The 21,731-nt window shown below is 72.0% G+C and carries 14 protein-coding genes; 7 read left to right on the plus strand and 7 right to left on the minus strand.

Annotation, left to right across the window (positions count from 1 at the left end; all coding sequences use genetic code 11):
• A partial coding sequence (locus KDM41_10680) for a carboxypeptidase regulatory-like domain-containing protein (protein MCB1183889.1) occupies window positions 1-1,725 on the minus strand: 1,725 nt, incomplete at its 3' end.
• A 15-nt stretch (window positions 1,726-1,740) separates the two neighbouring features.
• Complete coding sequence (locus KDM41_10685; protein ID MCB1183890.1) at window positions 1,741-2,358, minus strand: carboxypeptidase regulatory-like domain-containing protein; 618 nt, start codon at window positions 2,356-2,358, stop codon at window positions 1,741-1,743.
• A gap of 352 nt (window positions 2,359-2,710) precedes the next feature.
• On the opposite strand from KDM41_10685, the gene KDM41_10690 reads away from it, so the two are divergent.
• On the plus strand, window positions 2,711-4,000 hold the full coding sequence (locus KDM41_10690) for a 2-hydroxyacyl-CoA dehydratase (protein ID MCB1183891.1): 1,290 nt from the start codon (window positions 2,711-2,713) through the stop codon (window positions 3,998-4,000).
• A gap of 14 nt (window positions 4,001-4,014) precedes the next feature.
• Window positions 4,015-4,752 carry a 3-hydroxyacyl-ACP dehydratase gene (locus tag KDM41_10695; protein ID MCB1183892.1) on the plus strand — a complete coding sequence of 246 codons (738 nt, stop codon included), beginning with the start codon at window positions 4,015-4,017 and terminating at the stop codon, window positions 4,750-4,752.
• A gap of 84 nt (window positions 4,753-4,836) precedes the next feature.
• On the opposite strand, the gene KDM41_10700 is transcribed toward KDM41_10695, so the two are convergent.
• Window positions 4,837-5,196 carry a DMT family protein gene (locus KDM41_10700; protein MCB1183893.1) on the minus strand — a complete coding sequence of 120 codons (360 nt, stop codon included), beginning with the start codon at window positions 5,194-5,196 and terminating at the stop codon, window positions 4,837-4,839.
• A gap of 211 nt (window positions 5,197-5,407) precedes the next feature.
• Between KDM41_10700 and KDM41_10705 the strand changes: the two genes are divergently transcribed.
• From KDM41_10705 to KDM41_10715, 3 genes are all read left to right on the plus strand, one after another.
• Window positions 5,408-6,808 carry an MBL fold metallo-hydrolase gene (locus tag KDM41_10705; GenBank protein ID MCB1183894.1) on the plus strand — a complete coding sequence of 467 codons (1,401 nt, stop codon included), beginning with the start codon at window positions 5,408-5,410 and terminating at the stop codon, window positions 6,806-6,808.
• 151 nt (window positions 6,809-6,959) lie between these two features.
• On the plus strand, window positions 6,960-9,680 hold the full coding sequence (locus KDM41_10710; protein MCB1183895.1) for a protein kinase: 2,721 nt from the start codon (window positions 6,960-6,962) through the stop codon (window positions 9,678-9,680).
• Complete coding sequence (locus KDM41_10715; protein ID MCB1183896.1) at window positions 9,677-12,052, plus strand: protein kinase; 2,376 nt, start codon at window positions 9,677-9,679, stop codon at window positions 12,050-12,052. Before KDM41_10710 ends, KDM41_10715 begins: the two co-directional genes overlap by 4 nt.
• 10 nt (window positions 12,053-12,062) lie before the next feature.
• On the opposite strand, the gene KDM41_10720 is transcribed toward KDM41_10715, so the two are convergent.
• The 3 genes from KDM41_10720 to KDM41_10730 all read right to left on the minus strand — a co-directional run bounded on the left by KDM41_10720 (window position 12,063) and on the right by KDM41_10730 (window position 17,121).
• Window positions 12,063-15,023, minus strand: a complete 2,961-nt coding sequence (locus KDM41_10720) for a protein kinase (protein ID MCB1183897.1) — start codon at window positions 15,021-15,023, stop codon at window positions 12,063-12,065.
• 93 nt (window positions 15,024-15,116) lie between these two features.
• The gene (locus KDM41_10725; protein ID MCB1183898.1) at window positions 15,117-15,740 is read right to left on the minus strand and encodes a 2OG-Fe(II) oxygenase; all 624 of its coding nucleotides are present in this window, start codon (window positions 15,738-15,740) and stop codon (window positions 15,117-15,119) included.
• 100 nt (window positions 15,741-15,840) lie between these two features.
• Complete coding sequence (locus KDM41_10730; GenBank protein MCB1183899.1) at window positions 15,841-17,121, minus strand: 4Fe-4S dicluster domain-containing protein; 1,281 nt, start codon at window positions 17,119-17,121, stop codon at window positions 15,841-15,843.
• Window positions 17,122-17,311: 190 nt separating this feature from the next.
• Here KDM41_10730 and KDM41_10735 point away from each other — a divergent pair, with 190 nt between their 5' ends.
• Both KDM41_10735 and KDM41_10740 read left to right on the plus strand, forming a co-directional pair.
• Window positions 17,312-18,013, plus strand: a complete 702-nt coding sequence (locus KDM41_10735) for a methyltransferase domain-containing protein (protein MCB1183900.1) — start codon at window positions 17,312-17,314, stop codon at window positions 18,011-18,013.
• Complete coding sequence (locus KDM41_10740) at window positions 18,010-19,323, plus strand: amino acid permease (GenBank protein MCB1183901.1); 1,314 nt, start codon at window positions 18,010-18,012, stop codon at window positions 19,321-19,323. Before KDM41_10735 ends, KDM41_10740 begins: the two co-directional genes overlap by 4 nt.
• On the opposite strand, the gene KDM41_10745 is transcribed toward KDM41_10740, so the two are convergent.
• Window positions 19,307-21,731, minus strand: a 2,425-nt coding sequence (locus KDM41_10745) for a serine/threonine-protein kinase (protein ID MCB1183902.1), incomplete at its 5' end; no start/stop codon positions are given. The two genes, KDM41_10740 and KDM41_10745, sit on opposite strands and share 17 nt — an antisense overlap.

Consider the following 21,731-nt stretch of genomic DNA (forward strand, 5'->3'; position numbering starts at 1 on the left):
GCTGAGCGAACCGTACGGAGCGGCCGCCGTGCCGCCGAAGCCGTTGCCGCCGTCCGGTCCGTTGAAGCCGTTCTGACCGGCCTGGCCCGGGTTGCCGCTGGCGCCACCCTGGCCGCCGGGGGCCGCGGAACTGGCCCAGCCGTTCTCGCCGGCCGCAGCGCCCTGGCCGCCGCTGCCGCCGGGTCCGCCGGCCCAGCCGCCGCCGCCCTCGAGGCCGCCGGGGGCGGAGATGATGTTGTCGCAGGCGCCGGGCGCCCCGTTGCCGCCGTTCTGGCCGTTCGGCCCGAAGACGCCGTCGGTGCCGTCGGCGCCGTCGGCCCCGTTGCCGGCCGCGAAGATGCAGTCGTCGAACACGAGCGCGGACGTGCAGGCGAACACGGTCATGGCCACCGAGGCCTGGCCCGGATCGGTCGCGTCGACGGCGACGAACTCCATGCCTTCGATCAGCGTCGGCTGGTTCACGCCGAGGGCGCCGGCCGCGAGGACGTCGCCCGTCAGGCGGCTGTACTGGCCGGGACCGCGGTCCCAGGTCGGGGGAACCCGGCCGCCGTGCACGCCGAGGCCGGCCGGCAGGGTCACGAACTCGGTGTACACACCGGTCTCGACCCAGATGTCGGTGGCGCCCTGCTGGTTCGCGAGGCCGAGGGCCGCGCCGATGGTCAGCAGGGGATCGTCGTGGGCGCCGGTGTTGGCGTCGTCGCCGGTCGTGGCCACGAAGATGCCCGCGTAGGAAACGGCCGGCACCTCGAACGAGATCGCGCCGAGCCCGATGGCCCCGCCGTCGTCCGTGACGCGCAGCTTGGCCGTGACCGGACCCACCACGGCGTAGGCGAAGCCGGTGTCGCCCGTGAGGGCGGAATCGTAGTCCCAGACGCCGTCGTTCTCGAAGTCCCACTCCCAGCGCACGACGGTCCCGTCCGGGTCGTGGGCCAGGGCGACGAAGGCCGTCGGCTGGCCGGCGGCCAGCGGCGTGGCGTCGATCTGGTCGACGATGGGCGCGATGTTCGACTCGAGGGGCAGGAAGAGGTCGGGCAGGGTGTCGACCTCGGCCGCGATCGCGAGGGAGCCCGTCGTCGCGTCGTCGAGATAGCCGGCATGGAACGCGCGCACGTTCCACGTGCCCACCGGCACGCCGGTCATGGCGTAGGCGCCGGCGCCGTCGGTGACGGCCAGGTAGGAGGTGCCTTCCACGTACACGACGGTGCCGTCGTGCAGGATGGCGTTCTCGAGGGTGGCCACGCCGGCGAGGGTGCCCGTCGGCGTCAGGGCGATGTCGACGAACGTCGTGTCGGCCTTGTCGGCGAGGGCTGCGCTGATCGTCACCGTCCGCGAGTCGCCGGCGTGGTCGCGCAGGGTCGTCGTCACGACGTAGGCGCCCGCCGCCAGCTCGGGCAGCGCGAAACGGCCCTGCCCGTCGCTGACGGCCGTCCGCACGCCGCCGGACTTGTCCGGGTCGCGGTCCGCCGCCAGGTCGGGGGCCGTGCTCCGCGCCACGCTCAGGCCCACGCCCGCCACCAGGGGCTCGACGACGATCACGGCGTCGGCCGCCCGGGCGCCCCCGGTGTCGGTCACCGTGCCCGCGAGCACGGCGCCGTCGGCCGCCTGTCCGGGCAGCGGTTCGGAGGGCACGCTCTGGTCGGTGCAGCCTCCGGCGAGGATCAGGGCGAGCGCCGCCGCGAGCGGCAGGATGCGCTTCAGGATGGTGGGCAACGGGAACATCGACATGGCGGAATCCTCTCCCTAGCGGGTCAGCAGCACGGGGCGGGTCATGGTCCGGTCCCCGGAGCGCAGGCGAATGAAGTACAGGCCGGTGGGCAGGTCCTGGCCGCGCGGGTCGCGGCCGTCCCAGGTGAAGTCGCGATCGCCGGCGGCCAGCTGGCCCTCCCAATGGCGGACCACGCGCCCCCGCAGGTCGTAGACCGCGAGATCGAGGGGGCCGTCGCGGCGGGCCGTCAGGCGCAGGTGGACGCGGCCCGCGGCCGGGTTGGGCCAGGGCAGATGAAGCCACGCGTCGGGCAGGAGCGCGGAGATGGGCACGGTCGAAGGGCCGTCCTGGACCACGATGTTCTCGATCCAGGCGGCCACGTAGTCGTCGACCCGGACCTCCAGCGTGTAGGTGCCGGCAGCGAGATCGTCGAGGCAGTAATGGCCGCCGGCGTCGGTGGCCGCGTAGAGGCCGAGGTAGGTGCCCTGGGCATCGCGCAGGAAGACGCCGGCGTCGGCGACGGGCTGGGCGGTCTGCCCGTCGGTGACCAGGCCGCAGATGGAGCCGGCCGCGGCCGCCCCGGCGGTCAGCAGGAGCGGGACGGCGAGCAGCAGGGCGATCGCTCGGGGGGGGCGAGTCGGGCGAACGGTCATGGGGCGCCTTTCAGCTGGCGAGGGCTGGCGTGGTGCGCGACCGCGCGAATATACCATAAATAGGACGATAGGGGTCTGCTTTTTTGGTTTCGTCCTGTCGACCTTGACAAACGCTCTGCGAAACCTGTTAATCGTCTAACTGCCCCGCGGGGCGGCGACCCTCACCCTTCATCACCGGAGAACGGTTCAGATGACCTGGCATCACCACATCACGAGCCTCACCTGACGGAGAGGACGGGAGCCGGTTCGGCTCCGAGCCCACACAGGTCTCCGGACGACTCCGCCCGCCTGATCCCGCGTCCTCCGCGGGCGCCCGGCGGCGGCAGCCGGCCGGCGGCCCGAGGAGGAAACGATGAACGACGCGACCGACTATCGCCCCATGTGGTCCGCCCTGGGCCTCGACCTGCCGAAGCACGACGCCCTGCTCGAGGTTCTCGGGCAGGCCTACACCGACACCTTCCTGAGCCAGCCGAACCGCCCCGCCGGCATGGGCTACTTCGACTTCGTCATGAGCGAGGTCCACGGCCTGCGCATCAAGGAACTGGTCGACGCCAGGGCCGCGGGCCGGATCGTGGTGGGTTCGTTCTGCGTCTTCGTGCCCGAGGAGCTGATCCTGGCCGTCGACGGCGTGGGGGTCGGGCTGTGCGCCGGCGCCGACTTCGGCACCGAGCACGCGGAACGCTACCTGCCCCGCAACACCTGCGCCCTGATCAAGTCGTTCTTCGGGTTCAGCCTGGAGAAGGTCTGCCCCTACCTCGAGAGCTGCGACCTGATCGTCGGCGAGAACACCTGCGACGGGAAGAAGAAGGCCTACGAGATCTTCCGCGACCTGACCCGGGCCGAGTTCATGGCGCTGGACATGCCCAACACCAAGAGCGGCGAAGGCCGGTCCATTCTGCAGGCGAGCTATCGCGACCTGGCCGCCGCGCTCGAGCGCGTGTCCGGCCGGACGATCACGGCCGTGAGCCTGCAGGCCGGCATCGAGACCGCCAACCGCAAGCGGGCGGCCCTGCACCGGCTCGCCGGGCTGCGGCGGGCGAACCCCGCCCCGATCAGCGGCCTCGACGCGCTGCTGATCAACCAGGTGTCGTTCTACGACGACCCGGTCCGGTTCACGGCCAGCGTCGAGAAGCTGTGCGACGAACTGGAGGAGCGGATCGCGGCCCGCACCGGCGTCGCGGCGGCCGACACGCCGCGGCTGGTGATCTCGGGCTGCCCCATGGCGGTGCCCAACTGGAAGCTGCCGGCGATCGTCGAGAGCGCCGGTGCGGTCATCGTCGGCGAGGAGTCGTGCATCGGGGCCCGCGGCACGCAGAACCTGGTCTGCGCCGAGGGCGACACCGTCGATGATCTCGTCGGGAACCTGGTGGACCGCTACTTCGGCATCGACTGCGCGGTGTTCACGCCGAACCCGACCCGCGCCGAGCACGCCCGCGGCATCGCCGACGCCACCGGGGCCGACGGGATCATCCACTACGCCCTGCAGTTCTGCACGCCGTACCAGATGGAGGCGCCGCTGCTGGAGCGTCGCGTCGAGGCGGCCGGCACGCCGGTCCTGCGCATCGACACCGATTACAGCCAGGAGGACGTCGGCCAGCTGCGCACGCGCGTGGAGGCCTTCGTCGAGCAGATCAGGTCCTGACGGGGAGGGGCGGGATGCGCATCATCGGACTCGACATCGGTTCCCGCACCGTCAAGCGGGTGACGCTGGAGGACGGCGAGGTGGTCGATCACCTCGTCGTCCCCAACAGCCACGACCCCCTCGGCGTCTGCGACGAACTGGTGGCCGGACGCAGGCCCGATCGGGTCGTCGCGACCGGCTACGGCCGCCACCTCTACGCCGAGCGGCGCGGGGCCGCGACGCTGACCGAGATCCGGGCGGTCGCCCTCGGGGCGCGCCGCGTCTGCCCCGCGGCCCGCACGCTCCTGGACATCGGCGGCCAGGACACCAAGGCCATCGCCCTGGACCCGTCCGGCGCCGTGACGAAGTTCGAGATGAACGACCGCTGCGCGGCCGGCACGGGGCGCTTCCTGGAGGTGATGGCCACGGCGCTCTCGTATCCCATGGACGAGTTCGTGGCGGCGGGGCGCAGCGCCCCCGCCGCCCGGACGATCAACGCCATGTGCACGGTCTTCGCCGAGTCGGAGGTCGTCTCGGCCACGGCGAGCGGGGCGGACCGCGCCGAGCTGGCGCGGGGCCTGCACGAGGCGGTGGTCCGGCGGGCCGTGGCCATGCTGCGACGGCTGCCGCTCGAGGACGGCATCGTGTTCGTCGGCGGGGGCGCCCTCAACGGGTGCCTGCGCGAGATGGTGGGCGCCGAGCTCGGCCGCGAGATCGGGGTCCCGCCGGCGCCGCAGGTGGTGGCCGCCCTGGGCGCGGCGCTGTCGGTCTGATCCGGGTGCCGGAGTCGCGTTCGCGTGCAGGCCGTCGCCTGTGCGCGAACGCCGCTCCGGCGGTTCGGTTCGGCGCGGCCCGGCTCAGGCCCCGCCCATGAGCTTGGCCCGGAAGAGGAAGAACACGGCGCCGAGCAGGCAGAGCCCGGCCCAGAGGTAGTCGAGGGTCAGCTTCTCCCGCAGGTAGAAGACCGCGAACGGCACGAATACCGTGAGCGCGATCACCTCCTGGAGGATCTTGAGCTGACCCACCGTCATGACCTGGTGGCCGATGCGGTTGGCCGGGACCTGCAGCAGGTACTCGCAGAGGGCGATGCCCCAGCTGACGAGGGCGGCCACGAGCCAGGGCTTCGTCGACAGGTTCCGGAGGTGCCCGTACCAGGCGAAGGTCATGAAGACGTTGCTGCAGCTCAGAAGCAGGGCCGTGGTGATCGTCGGATGCATGGCGAACTCCCGGGACCGAGGCCGACCGGTGCGATGGGGATCGGCGTCGCGCCGGCCCCGCGATCGCGGCAGGATAGCGCGGCGCCGGGCCGGACACCACCGCGGGCTTCGTCTCCCGGGGGCGGCTTTCGGGCGGCCGCATCCTCGACTATACTCGGCGGAGGGCGCGTCGAATCGCCGCCGCCCGCGAGACCCCAGCGGAGGAACCGCCATGCAGCTGACTTTCCACGGCGCCGCCGGCACCGTCACCGGCTCGCGCCACCTGCTCGAGGCGGCCGGGCAGCGGGTGCTGGTCGACTGCGGCCTGTTCCAGGGCCTCAAGCAGCTCCGCCTGCTGAACTGGGAAGCGCCGGGCTTCGAGCCCGGCTTCCTCGACCACGTGGTGCTGACCCACGCCCACATCGACCACACGGGCTACACGCCGCGCCTGCTGCAGTACGGCTTCCGGGGTCCGATCCACTGCACCGAGCCCACGGCCGAGCTGCTCGAGCTGATGCTGATGGACTCGGCCCACCTGCAGGAGGAGGACGCGGCCTGGGCGAACAAGAAGGGCTTCTCGAAGCACACGCCCGCCGAACCCCTCTACACGTCCGTCGACGCGCTGCGGTCGCTGCGGCTGATCCGGCCGCAGCCCTTCCAGCGCTGGATCGAGCTGGGCGAGGGGCTGCGCATGCGCTTCCACAACTCGGGGCACATCCTCGGCGCGGCCTTCGTCGAATTCCGCATCCGCACCGGCGGCGACGACGGCGTCAATCCCGGCGAACGCACGGTCGTCTTCAGCGGCGACGTCGGCCGCTACGGCATGACCCTGCACCTGGACCCCGAGCCGCTGCCGGCGTGCGACGTGCTGGTGATCGAGTCGACCTACGGCAACCGCCTGCACGACCACGAGCCGGTGGGCGACCAGATCCGCGAGGAGTTCGCCCGCACCGTGCACAAGCGCGGCATCGTTCTGATCCCGGCCTTCGCCGTGGGCCGGACCCAGGTCGTCGGCCTGGTGCTGCGCCGCCTGATGACCGGCGGCGAGCTGGCGGAGATCCCCATCCACATCGACAGCCCCATGGCCATCGACGCGACGCTGATCTACTCGCGGCACCTGTACGACGAGAACCTGGACGACGACGTGGTCGCCGACGACCGCAGCCGCCTCTTCCCGCGCAACGTGCACCTGCACCGCACCGTGCACGAGTCGAAGGCGCTGAACGGCATGCGCGGGCCGCGGGTGATCATCGCCGCCAGCGGCATGATGACCGGAGGCCGCATCCTGCACCACCTGGCGCGGCGTCTGCCCGACCACCACAATCTCGTGCTGCTCTCGGGCTACCAGGCCGCCGGGACCCGCGGCCGGGCCCTGCAGGAGGGCGCCGACCACCTGCGCATCCACGGGCAGGACGTGCCGGTGCGCGCCCGCGTCGGCACCATCGAGGGCCTCAGCAGCCACGCCGACCGCGACGAGCTGATGCGCTGGGTGGGGAGCGCTCCGGCCGCGCCGCGCCGCGTCTTCATCGTGCACGGCGAGGCGGACCAGGCCCAGCCGTTCGCGGAGCGGCTGCGCGGGACGTTCGGGGCGGAGGTCACCGTGCCCGGGCATCGGGACTCGTTCGCCATCTGACGGGGTGGCCGGGCCGGCCCCGCCGCCAGCCCGGTCCGCCGCCGGAGCGGTGGGGCTCGGCCAGGAAACCGCTGCTCCGGGAGCGATTCTCTGCTATATTCCCGCCTCAGCCCGAAATCATGCCGACCACCCCAGCGGAGCGCTGCGACCCATGGATCTCGCGCCAGGCCAGTCCCTGTCCCATTACCGCCTGATCGAGAAGATCGGTTCGGGCGGCATGGGCGTGGTGTGGAGCGCCCACGACACGAAGCTCAAGCGCGACGTGGCCATCAAGATCCTGCCCGCCGGCCTGACCGCCGACCACGAACGCAAACTCCGGTTCCAGCGCGAGGCCGAGACGGCGGCGGGCCTGTCCCACCCCAACATCGCCGTCATCCACGAGGTGGGCGAGTTCGAGGGGGCGCCCTACCTGGTGATGGAGCTGCTCGTGGGCAAGACGCTCCAGGAGATCGCGGGCAAGCGGGCCCTGCCCATCCGCAAGTGGCTCGAGTACGGCATTCCCATCGCCACGGCCCTGGCCTATGCCCACCGCAACGGCGTCGTGCACCGGGACCTGAAGGCGGCCAACGTCATGGTGACCGCCGACGGGCACGTGAAGCTGCTCGACTTCGGGCTCGCCAAGCTGCTCGATCCGGCCGGCGCCGGCGATGACCTCGGCGCGACCGCCGAGCTGGCGACCATCAGCCGTGAGCTCACCCAGGCGGGCATGGTGCTCGGCACGGTGGCCTACATGTCGCCGGAGCAGGCGCGCGGCGAGGAGGTCGACCATCGCAGCGACATCTTCTCCTTCGGGGTCCTGCTCTACGAGCTGGCGGCGGGTCGCTTCCCCTTCGAGGGCAAGACCGCCCTCGAGGCGCTCAGCGCCACTCTCCAGAAGGATCCGTCGCCCCTGACCGATCACGGCGACGAGGTGCCGGGCGAGGCCGGACGCATCGTGGCCAAGGCCCTCGAGAAGGAGCGTTCGCGCCGCTACCAGACCGCCGACGACATGGCCACCGACCTGCGCAATCTCGAGCGGGACCTAGGCACGGGCCGCGTCGCCATCCCGGGCCGCACGGGGGCGACGGCCCCGGTCGCGGCCGTCGTTCCGGCGGGCGGCGGCCGGAAGCCGTGGCTGGTCGTCGTGGCGGTGGTCGTCGTGGCGGTGGCCGTCTTCTTCGGGCTCCAGTCCCGGCGCGGGGGCGGCGACTTGCCCGACCCGACCGCCGGGGCCGGGACCGTCGCCGCGGCCGACGCCCGTCGGGACCAGGCGACCTCGCGCATCGTCGTGCTGCCCTTCGAGAACCAGGGCGCGGCCGACGACGAGTACTTCGCCGCGGGCGTGACCGAGGAGATCATCGGCCGCCTGGCCTCCGTCGAGGCGCTCGAGGTGATCTCGCGCAGCAGCTCGTTCCAGTACGACCGCACCGGCAAGTCGATGCAGCGGATCGGGGCCGACTTCGCCGTGGACTACATCCTGGACGGCACCGTGCGCTGGGCCCGCGGCGCGGGCGGCAGCCGGGTGCGCATCTCGCCGCAGCTGGTGCGCGTCGACGGCGACACCGGCGTCTGGGGCGAGACCTACGACGCCGAGATGGACGACATCTTCCGGGTGCAGTCCGACATCGCGACCCGGGTCATCGACGCCCTGGGCGTGGTGCTGGTGGCCGGCCACAGCGCGACCAGCGACGAGATCCCGACCGCCAACCAGGACGCCTACCAGGCCTACCTGCGGGGGCAGGACGCCATCGAGCGCGAGCCCACGGGCGCGTTGGCCCAGCAGATGTTCGAGCGGGCCGTCGAACTCGACCCGGACTTCGCCCAGGCCTGGGCCTGGCTGTCCCGGGCCCATTCCTGGCGCTACCACGGGGGTGACCGCGCCGGCAACCGCTGCGAGGCCGCCAAGGCCGCGGCCGACGAGGCCCTGCGCCTCGCGCCGGACGATCCCGCTGGGCACATGGCTCTCGGCCTGTACTACTACCGGTGCTTCCGCGACTACGGCCGGGCCCTGGCGGAGATCGCGGTCGCCGAACGCGATCGTCCCAACGATCCGGAAGTGCTGTCCTGGAAGGCGACCGTGAACAAGCGGCAGGGCAACCTCGCCGAGGCGATCCGGCTGAACCGGCGCGTGCTCGAGCTCGACCCGATGGACAAGTCCTCGGCCCAGGAGCTCGGCACCTGCCTGCATCTCAATCGGGAGTACGCGGCGGCGATCGCGGCCTACGAACGGGCGATCTCCATCGCGCCCGATGTGCCGGGATCGTACTACTTCCCGCTGCGGGCCTACCTGAGCTGGAACGGCGACCTGGACGCGGCCCGCAGGTTCATCGACCGGATGCCCGCCGGCGACGACGAGCTGGGGCGCAACTACCGCTTCGAGCTCGAGTACAACGCCGGCCGCTACGACGCCGCGCTCGCCCTGACCGACGTGATGCCCGAGTACTTCGAGGACCAGATCTCCCTGCATCCGCGCGCGGCGAAGCGGGCCATGGTGTACGCGGCCCGGGGCGACACGGCGACGGCGCGGGAGCACTATGCCGAGGCGGCGTCCCTGATGCGGCGTTGGGCGGACGAGTCGCCCGGCGACTTCCGCCCCTGGTCGGACCTGGGCCCGATTCTCGCCGCCCTCGGCCGGCGGGACGACGCCGTCGCCGCGGCGCGCCGGGGCGTCGAGCTGATGCCGACGACGCGCGACGCCGAAGCCGGCGTGGAGCCCGCCGACAACCTCGTCCTGACCTACGCGATGCTCGGCGAGTACGCGTCGGCCCGGGACCTGGCGGCGGAACGGATCGCGGCCCGGCCCGGGATGCTCTCGCTGGTGTCGATGCGCCTGGATCCGCGTTGGCGGGGGTTCGTGGCGAGCCCGCAGTTCGCGGAGTTGGAGCGGCGATGATCGGCCGGAGCCTGGGCCACTTCGAGATCACGGCAGCGCTCGGCGCCGGGGGCATGGGGGAGGTCTATCGCGCCACCGACACGAAGCTCGGGCGGGAGGTGGCCCTGAAGGTCCTGCCCGCCGATCTCGCGGCCGACGCCGGCCGCCTGGCCCGTTTCCGCCGCGAGGCCCAGACCCTGGCCTCCCTCGATCATCCCGGCATCGTCACGATCCACTCGGTCGAGGAGGCCGACGGCCTGCACTTCCTGACCATGCAGCTGGTCGCGGGGCGCACGCTGACCGAGCTCCTGGCCGCCGGGGCGTTGCCCGTGCCCGAGATCCGGCGCATCGGGAGCGAGGTCGCGGCGGCGTTGGCGGCGGCCCACGGCAAGGGCGTCATCCACCGCGATCTCAAGCCCGCCAACATCATGGTGACGCCCGACGGGCGCGTGAAGGTGCTCGACTTCGGGCTGGCGCGCCGCGAACAGGCCACGACCGACGCGACCGCCGACCTGACCATGGACATGACGACCCGCGAAGGCGTAGTCCTGGGCACGTTGCCCTACATGTCGCCGGAGCAGGTGCGGGGCGAAACGGCCGACGCGCGCTCGGACATCTTCTCCCTCGGTTCGGTGCTGTACGAGATGGCCGGGGGCCGCCGGCCGTTCCGGGGCACGTCGGCCCTGGAGCTCGGTTCGGCCATCACCCGCGACGCGCCGGAACCCCTGAGCTCCGTGCGGGGCGATCTGCCGGTCGAGCTCGAGCGGATCATCGACCGTTGCCTGGCCAAGGATCCGGCCGACCGGTTCCCGGACATGACCGAGGTCGCGCAGGCGCTGAGAGGAGACCCGGGATTCCTGGAATCGGCGTCGTCGTTCCCGGCGGCCACGGGCCGGACCCCGGGCTCGCGTCGCTTCCTGCTGGTCGCCATCGTGGCGGTGGCCGTCGTCGTGGCGGCGGTCGGGCTGCGGACCCTCAGCGACGGCAGCGGCGGGACGGGCGACGGCGGCATCCGCTCCCTGGCCGTTCTCGCCCTGGACAACTACTCGGGTGATCCGGCCCAGGACTACTTCGCCGAGGGCATGACCGACGGCCTGACCGCGTACCTGGCGCGCATCAGCCGCCTGCGGGTGATCTCGCGGGGGTCGGCCATGCAGTTCCGCGGCGCCGACCGGCCGCCCACGCCGGAGATCGCGCGGATCCTCGACGTCGACGCGGTGGTCGAAGGCTCGGTGGTGCGCGACGGCGACCGCGTGCGGATCACCGCCCAGCTGATCGATGCCCGCGCCGACCGCAGCCTGTGGGGCGAGAGCTTCGAGCGCAGTTCGCAGGACGTCCTGGCCCTGCAGGACGAACTGGCGGCCGCCATCGCCCGGGCGATCCTCGTGCAGTTGACCCCGGACGAGCGCTCGCGCCTGCAGGAAGCGGACGCCATCGACCCCGAGGCCTACGACGCCTACCTCAAGGGGCGCTACTTCTTCAACCGGCCCAGCGACGAGAACCTGCAGAAGGCCATCGCGCGCTTCGAGGAGGCGCTCGCCATCAGCCCCGGGTTCGTGCCCGCCCTGTCGGGCCTGTCCGATGCGGTGCTGTGGGCCGGCTACAACGAGGGCTTCCTGACGGCGACCGAGGCGCGGCCCCGGGCGCGCGATGCGGCCGAGCGCGCCATCGCACTCGACCCCGGCTCGGCCGAGGCCTGGACCTCGCTGGCCACCTTCCGGGCCTGGTACGAGTACGACTACGCCGGCGCCGAGGAAGCCTACCATCGGGCCATCGCGCTGAACCCGAGCTACAGCTACGCCCGCGACCAGTTCGCCATGGCCCTCGCCTTCCAGGGGCGCTTCGCGGAGGCGAACGCCGAGAGCCGCATCGCCATCGGGCTCGACCCCCTGAATCCCCAGGTGCACATCGACGCCTCGGTGGGCCTGGCCCTGTCCGGTGAGATCGCCGCGGCGACCGACCTGGTGCGGCAGGCCGAGGATCTCGATCCGACCTATTTCTTTCCCCACTGGAGCTACGGCTGGATCGCCATCCAGGACGGCCGCCCGGCGGATGCGATTCCGCACTTCGAGCGGGCAAAGACCATGGGCGCGTCGGCGTTCGTGTCGGCCTGGCTGGCCTACGCCTTCGGAGCGGTCGGGGACGCGGAGGCGTTGGCCGCCGAACGGGAGGATCTGGCGGCGCTGTCGCTGCGCGGGCAGGTGACGGCCTTCGACCAGGCGCTGGTCGCCCTCGGCCGCGGGGAGAACGCCCAGGCGCTCAGCTTCCTTGAGCAGGCCCACGCCACCGATTCGCAGTGGCTCGGTTGGCTGAAGTCCGACCGCGTCTTCGCGCCGGTGCGTTCGGACGCGCGCTTCGAGGCTCTGCTCGCCAAGGTCAACCTGGCGGACTGACCGCCGGCGCCTACTTCACCTCGCCCAGATACCTGTCCAGCCACGCGATCGACTCGCGCGCCGCCTCCGTGCGCGGGAACGAGTGCCCCGCCTCGTGCAGCACCAGCCGCTTGTGCTCGGCCGGCGTGCCCATCAGCTCGAAGTAGGGCAGCTGGGACGTCTCGTAGGGGAAGAAGAAGTCGTACTTGCCGTTGAGCATGAGCACCGGGATCGTCACCCGCTGCAGGTAGTGCACCTCGTCGACCTCGGGCAGGGCGCGCTGGAAGTTCAGGCCCGCCACCCCCACGATCCCGGCCTTGAAGCGCGGCTCGACGGCCATCATGACCGGCCCCATGGCCGCGCCCCAGCTGATGCCGAGGAAGGCGAGCCGTTCGGCGTCGATGTCGTCGCGGGTCTCGAGGTAGTCGATCGATCGCCGGATGTCCTTGCCCCACATGATCATGTGGTCCTTCCAGTTGGCCGTCTCGTCGGGGTAGTCCGACGCCAGGCCGTCGCCGCGCTCGAAGGTGCTCTTGTAGACGGGCCACAGCAGGGCCCGGCCGCTCTTGACGATGTAGTCGATGCGGCGCGGGGAGAGGTCGTCGCTCGACCGCGTGTGGATCGCCCCGGACCCCGGGAAATACACCACCGTCTGGTAGGGCGGTGCACCGATCTTCGGCAGGAACAGGTACGCCGCCATGGACTCGCCCCCGTACGCCGCGTCGAAGACGATCCTCTCGCGCGTGTAGTAGTCCTCCTCCCGCGTCTCGACGAGTTCGGCGTTCAGCGGCGTCGAGTCGTAGCGGAACTGGTTCCGGAAGAGGGCGAACGTCTCGTCGGACACCTTCGGCTCGGCGGCGAAGTCGCGGAAGGGCAGCTCGATCAGGTCGTCGAGCGCGTCGTTCGCCGCGCTGGTGGCGACGGTGGCGATGCCGCGCAGGCCGTTGGTCTCGGAGCGGTCCCACGGCGACTGGGCGTAGGCGTCGTTGAAGGCGTAGGCCGGATCGTTCCAGCCCCCGCCCAGGATGAAGCGGCCGCCGCGGTTGTCCGGATTGACGCACCACTCGCGCACGTTACCGCCCAGGTCGCAGGCGCCGTACCGGTTCAGCGCCCGCGGCGATCCCGTGGGTCGGATGCCGGTGCCGGCCAGGTTGCTGAACGGCACGATCTCGTTGCTCGCCCAGGTCAGGGCCACGCGGTCCCAGTGGTAGATCGTCGGCAGGCTGTGCCCGGCGAAGGCGGCATAGGCCATGGCCTCGAACCAGCTCAGGCCGGACACCGGGTCGTCGCCGCGGCCCTCGGGGAAGCGGCCCACCTCCCAGGTGGCGGGTCCCGGCTGCCCGGTGCGGTCGGTGAACCGCGCGCGGGCCTCGTCGAAGGAGAGCTCGCGGTCGCCGTCGACGAAGGGCTCCTGCCAGAAGGCGGGGTCCGCGTAGCCTCCCGCGTCGACGAAGGCCTGGTACGCCCGGTTGCTCACCTCGTAGCGGTCGATGAGGAAGTCGCCCAGCTCCTGGCGCGGCAGGTGCTCGATGCCCGGCAGGTGCACGCCGGCCGGCGCGGCGTCGATGAAGAGCTGCGGACCCGCCGCCGACGCCCACACCATGCCCGCGGGCACCGAGCCCGCCGGCTGCAGGCCGTAGGGCCGGTCGTCGGTCCGGAAGTAGCGGTTCCAGACGATGTCCTCGACGGTTTCGAAGCCGTCCTTCTCCAGCTTCAGGCAGATCACGCCCGAGGCGAAGGGCGCCGCCTCGACGGTGGTCGTGCCGAGATCCTCCCACGGAGCGTCCGGGACGCCGTAGGGGCGGGCGAAGACCCGGGCGCCCGCCGGCTCGGACAGCACCGTCAGGTCCTTGCTGTAGCTGGGCCGCAGCTGCGCCCAGCGCGGATCGTCGGGGGCGTGGGGAAAGGCCTGGCGGTCGAGCTGGAAGGCCTCCCAGTTGGCCGCGCTGTCGTCGCCGGCCTTCTCGTCGATGATCGCCGCGATGGCGGGCAGGGCCTCGTCCCGCGCCCAGCGCCCCTGCTGCGCGTTCCGGCTCCACCACACGCCGACCACGACCAGCGCGACCACGACGGCCGCGACGGGCACCAGCACCGCGGGCCGGCGGAGACTTCGCGCCGGGGCGGCGGGCACGGCGGCGATGCCGGACAGGGTCGACAGCTGGATCGCCTGCAGTTCGTCGCGCACCTCGGCGGCGCTGCGGGGCCGCGCGTCCGGCGCCTTCTCGAGGCAGCGGGCCACGACGGCGCCCACGCGCTCGGGCAGCGCGGCGTTGCGTTCGCCGACGGGAGGCGGCGTGTCCTTCAGGATCGCCGATAGCGTGGCCACGAAGGTGGGCCCCTGGAAAGGCTGCACGCCGGTGGCCATCTGGTGGAGCACGATGCCCAGGGAGAAGAGATCCGACCGGTGGTCGACGGCGTGGCCCTCGGCCTGCTCCGGCGACATGTAGGCCAGGGTGCCGATCATCTGGCCGGCCATGGTGCGGCCGTCCGAGGTTACGGTGGCGCCGTCGTCGGACGCCTCCTCGGTGAGCTTGGCCAGGCCGAAGTCCAGGATCTTCACGCGGCCGTCGCGGTCGAACATGATGTTGGCGGGCTTCAGGTCGCGGTGCACGATGCCCTGCCCGTGGGCGCTGGCCAGGGCGTCGGCCAGGGGCACCGCGATGGCGAGGAAGCGTTCCGGTCCGAGGCCCCCGTCGGGGATCGTCTCGGCCAGGGTCGCGCCCTCCACCAGTTCCATGGTCAGGAAGTGGACGCCGTCCGCCTCCTCGACCGAGTGGATGGTCACGATGTTGGGGTGGTTCAGCACCGCGATGGTCGAGGCCTCGCGCTGGAACCGCGCGCGGCGTTCGGCGTCGTTCGCCATCTCGGCCGGCAGGATCTTCAGGGCGACGTCGCGGCCGAGGCGGGTGTCGCGGGCGCGGTACACCTCGCCCATGCCGCCCTTGCCGAGCAGGGCCACGATCTCGTAGTGGGCCAGGGTCTTGCCGATCATCAGGGAATCTTCCGTCGGGGTCGCGGTCAGGGGGCGCGCCCGGACAGTCTAGGGCAAAGCGGTCCGGTTTTCCTCAAAAAGCGGGCGGGACGCCTACCGCCGCGTGCAGAACCACCCGGTGAAGCTCAGGCGCTCGCGACGGGTGGGCAGCACCTCGTGGGGGATCTCCGCGCTCAGGAAGGTGACCAGCGTCCCGGCCTGCGGCACGACGTCGTGGGGGATCTCCCCGCCGTCCGGCCCGGGCAGGTGCAGCCGCAGGGCGCCTCCGTCGTCCGGCGTCCAGGCGGGATTCAGGTAGAGGATGGCGGTGACGGCGCGGTGGGGCGCATCCCGGAAGCGGTCCAGGTGGCGCACGTAGAAGCTGCCCGGGGGGTACATGGTGACGTGCGCCTCGAAGTCGAACAGGCCGAGATAGAGCCGGCGGTTCAAGGCCTGGCGCAGGGGCTCGTACCAGGTGTCGTAGACGTCGCGGAAGCGGCCGCCGGTGGCGAAGTCGAGCCAACGCACGTGGTCGGTGCGCACCGACTCGTCCAGGCGCCGGGACGGCCCGCGGCCCACGTACGCGGGGCGGAACTCGCCGTCGCGCCACCAGGCGAGGGCGCGGTCGTGCAGGGCGGCGGCCGCCGGCGGCGCCAGGAAGTCCCGCTGGACGGACCAGCCCTGGCGGTCGAGATCGGCCGCGATGACGTCGCCGACGTGGAGAAGGGGGGTCGCCATGGACGCCTCCGGGACGGGGTGGACGCGGCAATGTAGCTGCGTGGGGGGCGGTCCGCTCGCCAGCGGTCCCCGCCTCTCCCTGTTGCCGGTCCGCCGCCCCCTACTCCGCCCGCCGCGCCGTCACCGCCTCGAGATACCGCGACTTCATCTGCTCGCTCGCCATCGCCCGCTTCACGGGCGGCAGTTTCAGCACCGCGCCCAGCAGCGCCGCCAGCGCGCGGTGGCTCCACAGCACCCGGTTGTCGAAGATCAGGTCCTGCAGCTTGCCGCGTTCGACGGCCATCAGCACGTAGCGGTGGGCGTTGTTCACGGGTGTGAGCACGCGGGCGGCGCGGGGCTTCAGCTTCAGCGCGTCCTGCGCGCATGCGCGCACGCACACGCCGCACCCCAGGCAGGCGTCCTCCAGCAGCCGCGCGGCGCGGCGCCGCGGCTTTCCCGGATCGTTCGCCGAAACCAGCGCCAGGGCCTCGACCGGGCAGGCGTCGACGCACCTGCCGCACCCGTTGCAGGCGGTCGCGTCGAGGTCGGGGATGAAGTTCGTCGTGTGCACCGGGTGCAGGTGCGTGAACCGCTTCTGCGCCTGCAGCGCCTCGCAGCAGCACCCGCAGCAGTTGCAGATGAAGTTCACCTTCCGCTGCACGTTCTCGCCGAACTGCACCAGGCCCCGGTCGTAGGCCTCGTCCAGCAGCGCGCGGCATTCGGCCTTGTCGATGGCGCGGGCATGGCCGTGCTTGGTCAGCGACTCGGCCGAGCCGTTGAAGGTCATGCAGATGTCCATGGGCGCGTCGCAGGCCCCGCCCAGGTGCTCCTGCTTGTGCCGGCAGTAGCACAGGCCCACGCCGATGTGGGTCGCCGTCTCGATCACCTCGCTGGCCCGCTCGTAGTCGAGCACGTGGGCGGCGAGGTCGCTGGTGAGCACCGGTTCCTGCACGAAGACCCGTCCCAGCTGGGTCTCGCCCTCGGTGAAGAGGGCCTTCACGAAGTCCTCTTCCACGTTCAGGTACTGGTGGAAGAGCTCGCTGAGGATCTTCTGGTCGAGGTCGCCGCGGGTGCGCATCAGCGAGAACTCGAAGAAGCCGGCCATGGGCGGCGGCAGGGTGTAGACCGAGCGGCCGTGGCGCTCGACGTCGACCAGCAGGGCGCGCCCGGCGAGCCGCTCGAGGATGGTGCGGGTCTCGGCCTCGGGCAGCTTCCAGATGCGCGCGGCCCGGCGCGCGGTGAAGGGCTTGATGGGCAGCAGGGCCAGCAGGCCGGCCTCGCGCTCGCTCATGAGCATCGCCAGGATGCGATTCAGGAGCTGCGACGGCGGGGCGCCCTGGGGCGCCCGGTTGAGACGCGCGACCAGGTCGGCGTAGCCGGACTTGACGGTGCGGTGGGCCATGGGCGGGGCCTCCGGAGGCGTGGGGGCGTCGGGGTTCGACCCGCCCAGCGTAGCACGCCCGCGCAGCCGCAACAAAGTTTTCGAATGGCCATGTTCAGGATTGCGGACACATGACGGTGGTTGCGCGCGGGCGGTGTGGCTAGAATGGGCCTTTCGACCTCGATTCGGACCCCGACCCTCTGGAGCCGCCGTGAAGAACCTGCTGCTGATCCTCGCCGTCTGCCTGCTCGCCGCCCCCGGAATCGCCCAGGAGGGGCATGAACACCAGCCCGGCCACGGCGGCGGCTCCCACAACGACCAGTACACGGACCCCGAACTGGACGTCGACCGCATGGTCCAGCGTTTCGAGAACGAGAGCCGCGAGGTCTTCGCCCTGCGCGAGCAGATCGTCGCGGCGGCCGGCATCGCGCCGGGCGACGTCGTGGCCGACGTGGGCGCCGGCACCGGGGCCTTCCTCGCGCCCCTGGTCGCGGCGGTCGGCGAGAACGGCCACGTCATCGACGTCGAGATCTCCATCCGCTTCGTCGAGCACCTGCGCGAGGTCGCGAACACCGGCGGCTGGGACAACGTCACCGTCGTCTACAGCTCGTTCACCTCGGCCACCCTGCCGCCCGCCTCGGTCGACAGGATGATCGTCGTCGACACCTACCATCACTTCGACGACTACCAGGCGATGCTGGCCTCCATGTTCCGCGCCCTGCGCCCCGGCGGCGTGATGACCGTGGTCGACTTCGACCGCCACGAGGGCGCCCGCGAGTGGATCCAGGGCCACGTCCGCGCTTCGAAGGACGTCTTCCGCGGCGAGATCGAGGCCGCCGGCTTCACCTTCCTCGACGAAGTCACGATCCCGGGCATGGAGGAGAACTTCGTGTTCCGCTTCCGCAAGCCGTGAGCGGAACCTCCGGTCGACCGTTCGGCCCCGGCACCCTCGCCGCCCTCGTGGTGGCGAACATGATCGGGGCCGGCGTCTTCACCACCTCGGGCTTCACCCTGGCCGACCTCGGCTCGCCCGGGCGCGTGCTCGCGGCCTGGGCCGTCGGCGGGGTGATCGCCGTGTGCGGCGCCGTGGGCTACGGCGCCCTGGCCCGCCGCCTGACCGAGTCGGGCGGTGAGTACCTCTTCCTCGCCCGGGTGCTGCACCCGGCTGCCGGCTTCGTGGCCGGTTGGATCTCCCTGCTCGCCGGCTTCACCGGCGCCATCGCCTTCGCCGCCCACGCCTTCGAGAGCTACGTGCGGCCCGCCGACTCGGCCGTGCCGCCGAACCTGATCGCCGTGGCCGCGATCCTCGTCGCCACCGCCGTGCACGCGGTGCGGGCGCGCTTCGGCGCCTTCGGCCAGAACGGGATCGTGGTGGTGAAGCTGGTCGTGCTGGCCGTCTTCGTCGGGTTGGCGGGGGCGCGGTGGGCGGGCGCCGCACCGGACTGGCCGACCTGCACGCCGCAGGAGTTCAGCCTCGCCGCGTTCGCCGGCGCGCTGGTCTGGATCTCCCTCAGCTACTCGGGCTTCAACGCCGCGGTGTACGTGGCGGGCGAGGCGCGCGACCCGGCGCGCACGGTGCCGGCGGCGATGCTGCGGGCCACCATTGCCGTCACCCTCGTCTATCTCGCGCTCAATCTCGTCTTCGTGGGTTTCGTGCCGTGCGCCGACGTGCAGGGCCGGCCCGACGTGGCCGTGGCCGCCGCGTCGAGCCTGCTCGGCGACGCAGGCGCGCGCCTGGTGCGCGCCGTCGTGGCCCTCGCCCTGCTCAGTTCGGTCTCGTCGATGATCATGGCCGGGCCGCGGGTCTTCGCCCGCATGGCCGACGACGGGGTCTTCCCGGCGGCGCTGCGCTTCCGCGGCGAGACGCCCGCGGCGGCCATCGCGGTGCAGGCCGCCCTGGCGATCGTGCTGGTGCTCGTGTCGGACCTGCGCTCGCTGCTCGGCTACCTGGGCCTGACGCTTTCCCTCTCGGCGGCGCTCACCGTGAGCTGCGTCTTCGTACTGCGCCGGCGGCACGGCACCGCGGCGGTGCCGGTGACGGGTTCGGTCGTCCTGCCGGGGATCTACGTGGTCGCCACCGTGACGCTGGCCGTGCTGGCCGCCGGACGCCAGCCGCAGGAGTGGCTCGCCGCGGGGGTGACGGTGGCCAGCGGCCTGATCGCCTGGCGGCTGATCGGGCGCCGTGGAACCTCCCGGGGGCGTGGGCCTAACGGTCTCCCGTGAGCTTCGCCGTCCAGTCCTGCACGATCTTCACCCGCGCACGCTGGCTCCGGTTCTCGCCGTCGTTGGCCGGGACGGCGACCAGGTACGAACGCCCGTCCGGATGGATCTGCAGCCGCCCCGGAGTGGCCTCCGGCACCTGCCCCACCACCTCCGGACGCCCGAGCTGGGGCGTCGGGCCCTCGACGAAAGCCACCCGGTAGAGCTGGTCCCCGCTCACGTAGTAGATGGCCGAGCCGTCGGCGGCGAAGGCCTCGGCGCGCACGTCGGCCTCGCGGGAGACCTTCCAGCGGCCGGTGCCGGAAGGGAAGCGGGTCAGGTAGATGGCTTCCTCGCCGGCGCGGTTGGTGTAGTAGAGCATGAAGTCGCCGCTCGCCGAGAAGCCCACCGGGAAGTACTGCCCGTCGCCGCCGAGCATGAAGCGCCCGCTGTCGGGATCGTCCAGGGCCTGGGTCCAGATCTCCGTCGAGTCCGGTTCGGAGCCGCCGATCTCGCGCCCGCCGGACTCCGTGATGTAGACCAGGTGGCGACCGTCCGGGGTCAGGCTGCCGGGATGTTCGGAAAGCACGGTCCAGGTCTCGCTGCCGTCCACCGCGAGGCGAACGGTGTGGTTCGTGCCCGCTCCCGGTTCGACGGCGACGAAGACCAGTTGCCGGCTGTCGGCCGACCATTTCGGCTCGAAGTACATCTGGTGGTCGCGCGAGGTCAGCTGCGACTCGACTCCCCGCTCGAGGTCCCGCACCCAGATATGGCTGCCGTCGCCGTCGGTGTTGTCGGCGGTGAAGGCGAGCCAGCGACCGTTCGGAGAGAGCGAGAACTCGGCGCCGTTGGGGCGCGACGAGGTGAGCGTCTCGCGCTGACCCTCGGCGAGGTCGACGCGCACGATGACCCGCTCCGCGCTCTGGTGCGGGCTGAGGACGTAGACGAGCTCGCCGTCCCGGGCCGCGGTGGCGCTCGAGGCGTCGGGCTCGACCAGGAACGGCTCGCCGGTCGCCCGGCCGGAAGCCAGGTCGAAGGGCAGCGCCCACAGGCCCCAGGTGAGCTCGGTGCGGGTCAGGCGAAAGAGCACGTAGCCCCGCGGATCGTAGCAGGGCGACCAGATGCGGGCGCCGGCCTGGGCCGTGAACAGGACGCTCCGCTGGTCGTCGTGCCAGATCTCCAGGACGCTCGGCCCGCGCTGCTCCGGGTGGCTGACGAAGAGGATGCCCCGGTCGTCGGGCAGGCCGAACGGCTCGTGCAGGTCGCCGTAGCCGGCGCCGGCCGGGATGATCTCCGTCGACACGCCGCCCTGGTCCGGAATGGTGCGGATGCCGCTCCAGCCGGTGGAGAAGAGGATGCGCCCGCCCGCGACCCAGTGGGCGCCCACGCCGCCGGAGGTGCTGCGCCCGAGATCGCAGAGGGTGACCGGGCGCCCGCCGCGGGTGGACATCTTCATGACCCGGCTCTCCTCGAACCAGCCGACGTGGGTCCCGTCGGGCGACCAGAAGGGCGCCAGGCCCCGCTCGGTCTGGGCCAGTTCGACCGGGAGCTGCTCGTCGAGGCGCTGCAGCCAGAGCCGGTTGCGGTGGGTGTAGACCACGGCGCTGCCGTCGGGCGCAACGGCGGCCTGGCGGGACGACATCTGGTCGTTGGAAGGCTCGATGTCGACGCCGAGATCGAGGATCCGGTAGCGCGCGGGCGATTCGGCGTGGAACAGCACCGAACCCGCGGCGACGCCCAGGGCCAGCCCCAGCACGGCGGCCAGGGCGGCGAAGAGGCCGGTCCGCGAGCGGCGAGGCTCGGGCACGACCCCGGAGAAGCCGAGCCGGCTGCCGGCGGGATCGCGGCGGGCCTCGAGGATGGCCACCCGCGCGTCGGCGATGTGGTGCAGACGCTCGGCCGGGTTGCGCTCGAGGCAGCGGGCCAGCAGCTGCCGGATCTGCGGCGGCGTGTCGGCGGGCAGCCGGGGCCACTCGGGTTCCTTGTGCAGGATCGCCCCGATGGAATCGGAGATCGTCTCGCCCTGGAAGACGCGGTGGGCGGTGAGCATCTCGTAGAGCACCACGCCGAACGACCAGATGTCCGACTGCGCGTCGACCGTCTTGCCGCGCGCCTGTTCCGGCGACATGTAGGCGGCGGTGCCGAGGATCACGCCCTGCTGGGTCATGGCCGCGGTCAGGGTGGGCGACAGCATGGGGTCGCCGCTGGCCTCGTCCGGCTGGTACGCCCGCGCGAGGCCGAAGTCGAGCAGCTTCACGCGGCCGCTCGGCGCGCACATGATGTTGGCCGGCTTCAGGTCGCGGTGGACGATGTTCTTGGCGTGGGCGGCCTCGAGTCCCTCGGCGATCTGCAGGGCCGTTTCGAGGGCCTCGTCCAGGGGCAGGGCGCCGCGCTGCAGCCGCCTGGAGAGATCCTCGCCCTCGGCCACCTCC

Source organism: bacterium, from assembly GCA_020440705.1.
Taxonomy (GTDB): domain Bacteria; phylum Krumholzibacteriota; class Krumholzibacteriia; order LZORAL124-64-63; family LZORAL124-64-63; genus JAGRNP01.

Excerpts from the sequence above, each read along its gene's own strand:
- KDM41_10685 (MCB1183890.1), bottom strand. The coding sequence starts at position 2,358 with ATGACCGTTCGCCCGACTCGCCCCCCCCGAGCGATCGCCCTGCTGCTC.
- KDM41_10690 (MCB1183891.1), top strand. The coding sequence starts at position 2,711 with ATGAACGACGCGACCGACTATCGCCCCATGTGGTCCGCCCTGGGCCTC.
- KDM41_10695 (MCB1183892.1), top strand. The coding sequence starts at position 4,015 with ATGCGCATCATCGGACTCGACATCGGTTCCCGCACCGTCAAGCGGGTG.
- KDM41_10700 (MCB1183893.1), bottom strand. The coding sequence starts at position 5,196 with ATGCATCCGACGATCACCACGGCCCTGCTTCTGAGCTGCAGCAACGTC.
- KDM41_10705 (MCB1183894.1), top strand. The coding sequence starts at position 5,408 with ATGCAGCTGACTTTCCACGGCGCCGCCGGCACCGTCACCGGCTCGCGC.
- KDM41_10710 (MCB1183895.1), top strand. The coding sequence starts at position 6,960 with ATGGATCTCGCGCCAGGCCAGTCCCTGTCCCATTACCGCCTGATCGAG.
- KDM41_10715 (MCB1183896.1), top strand. The coding sequence starts at position 9,677 with ATGATCGGCCGGAGCCTGGGCCACTTCGAGATCACGGCAGCGCTCGGC.
- KDM41_10720 (MCB1183897.1), bottom strand. The coding sequence starts at position 15,023 with ATGATCGGCAAGACCCTGGCCCACTACGAGATCGTGGCCCTGCTCGGC.
- KDM41_10725 (MCB1183898.1), bottom strand. The coding sequence starts at position 15,740 with ATGGCGACCCCCCTTCTCCACGTCGGCGACGTCATCGCGGCCGATCTC.
- KDM41_10730 (MCB1183899.1), bottom strand. The coding sequence starts at position 17,121 with ATGGCCCACCGCACCGTCAAGTCCGGCTACGCCGACCTGGTCGCGCGT.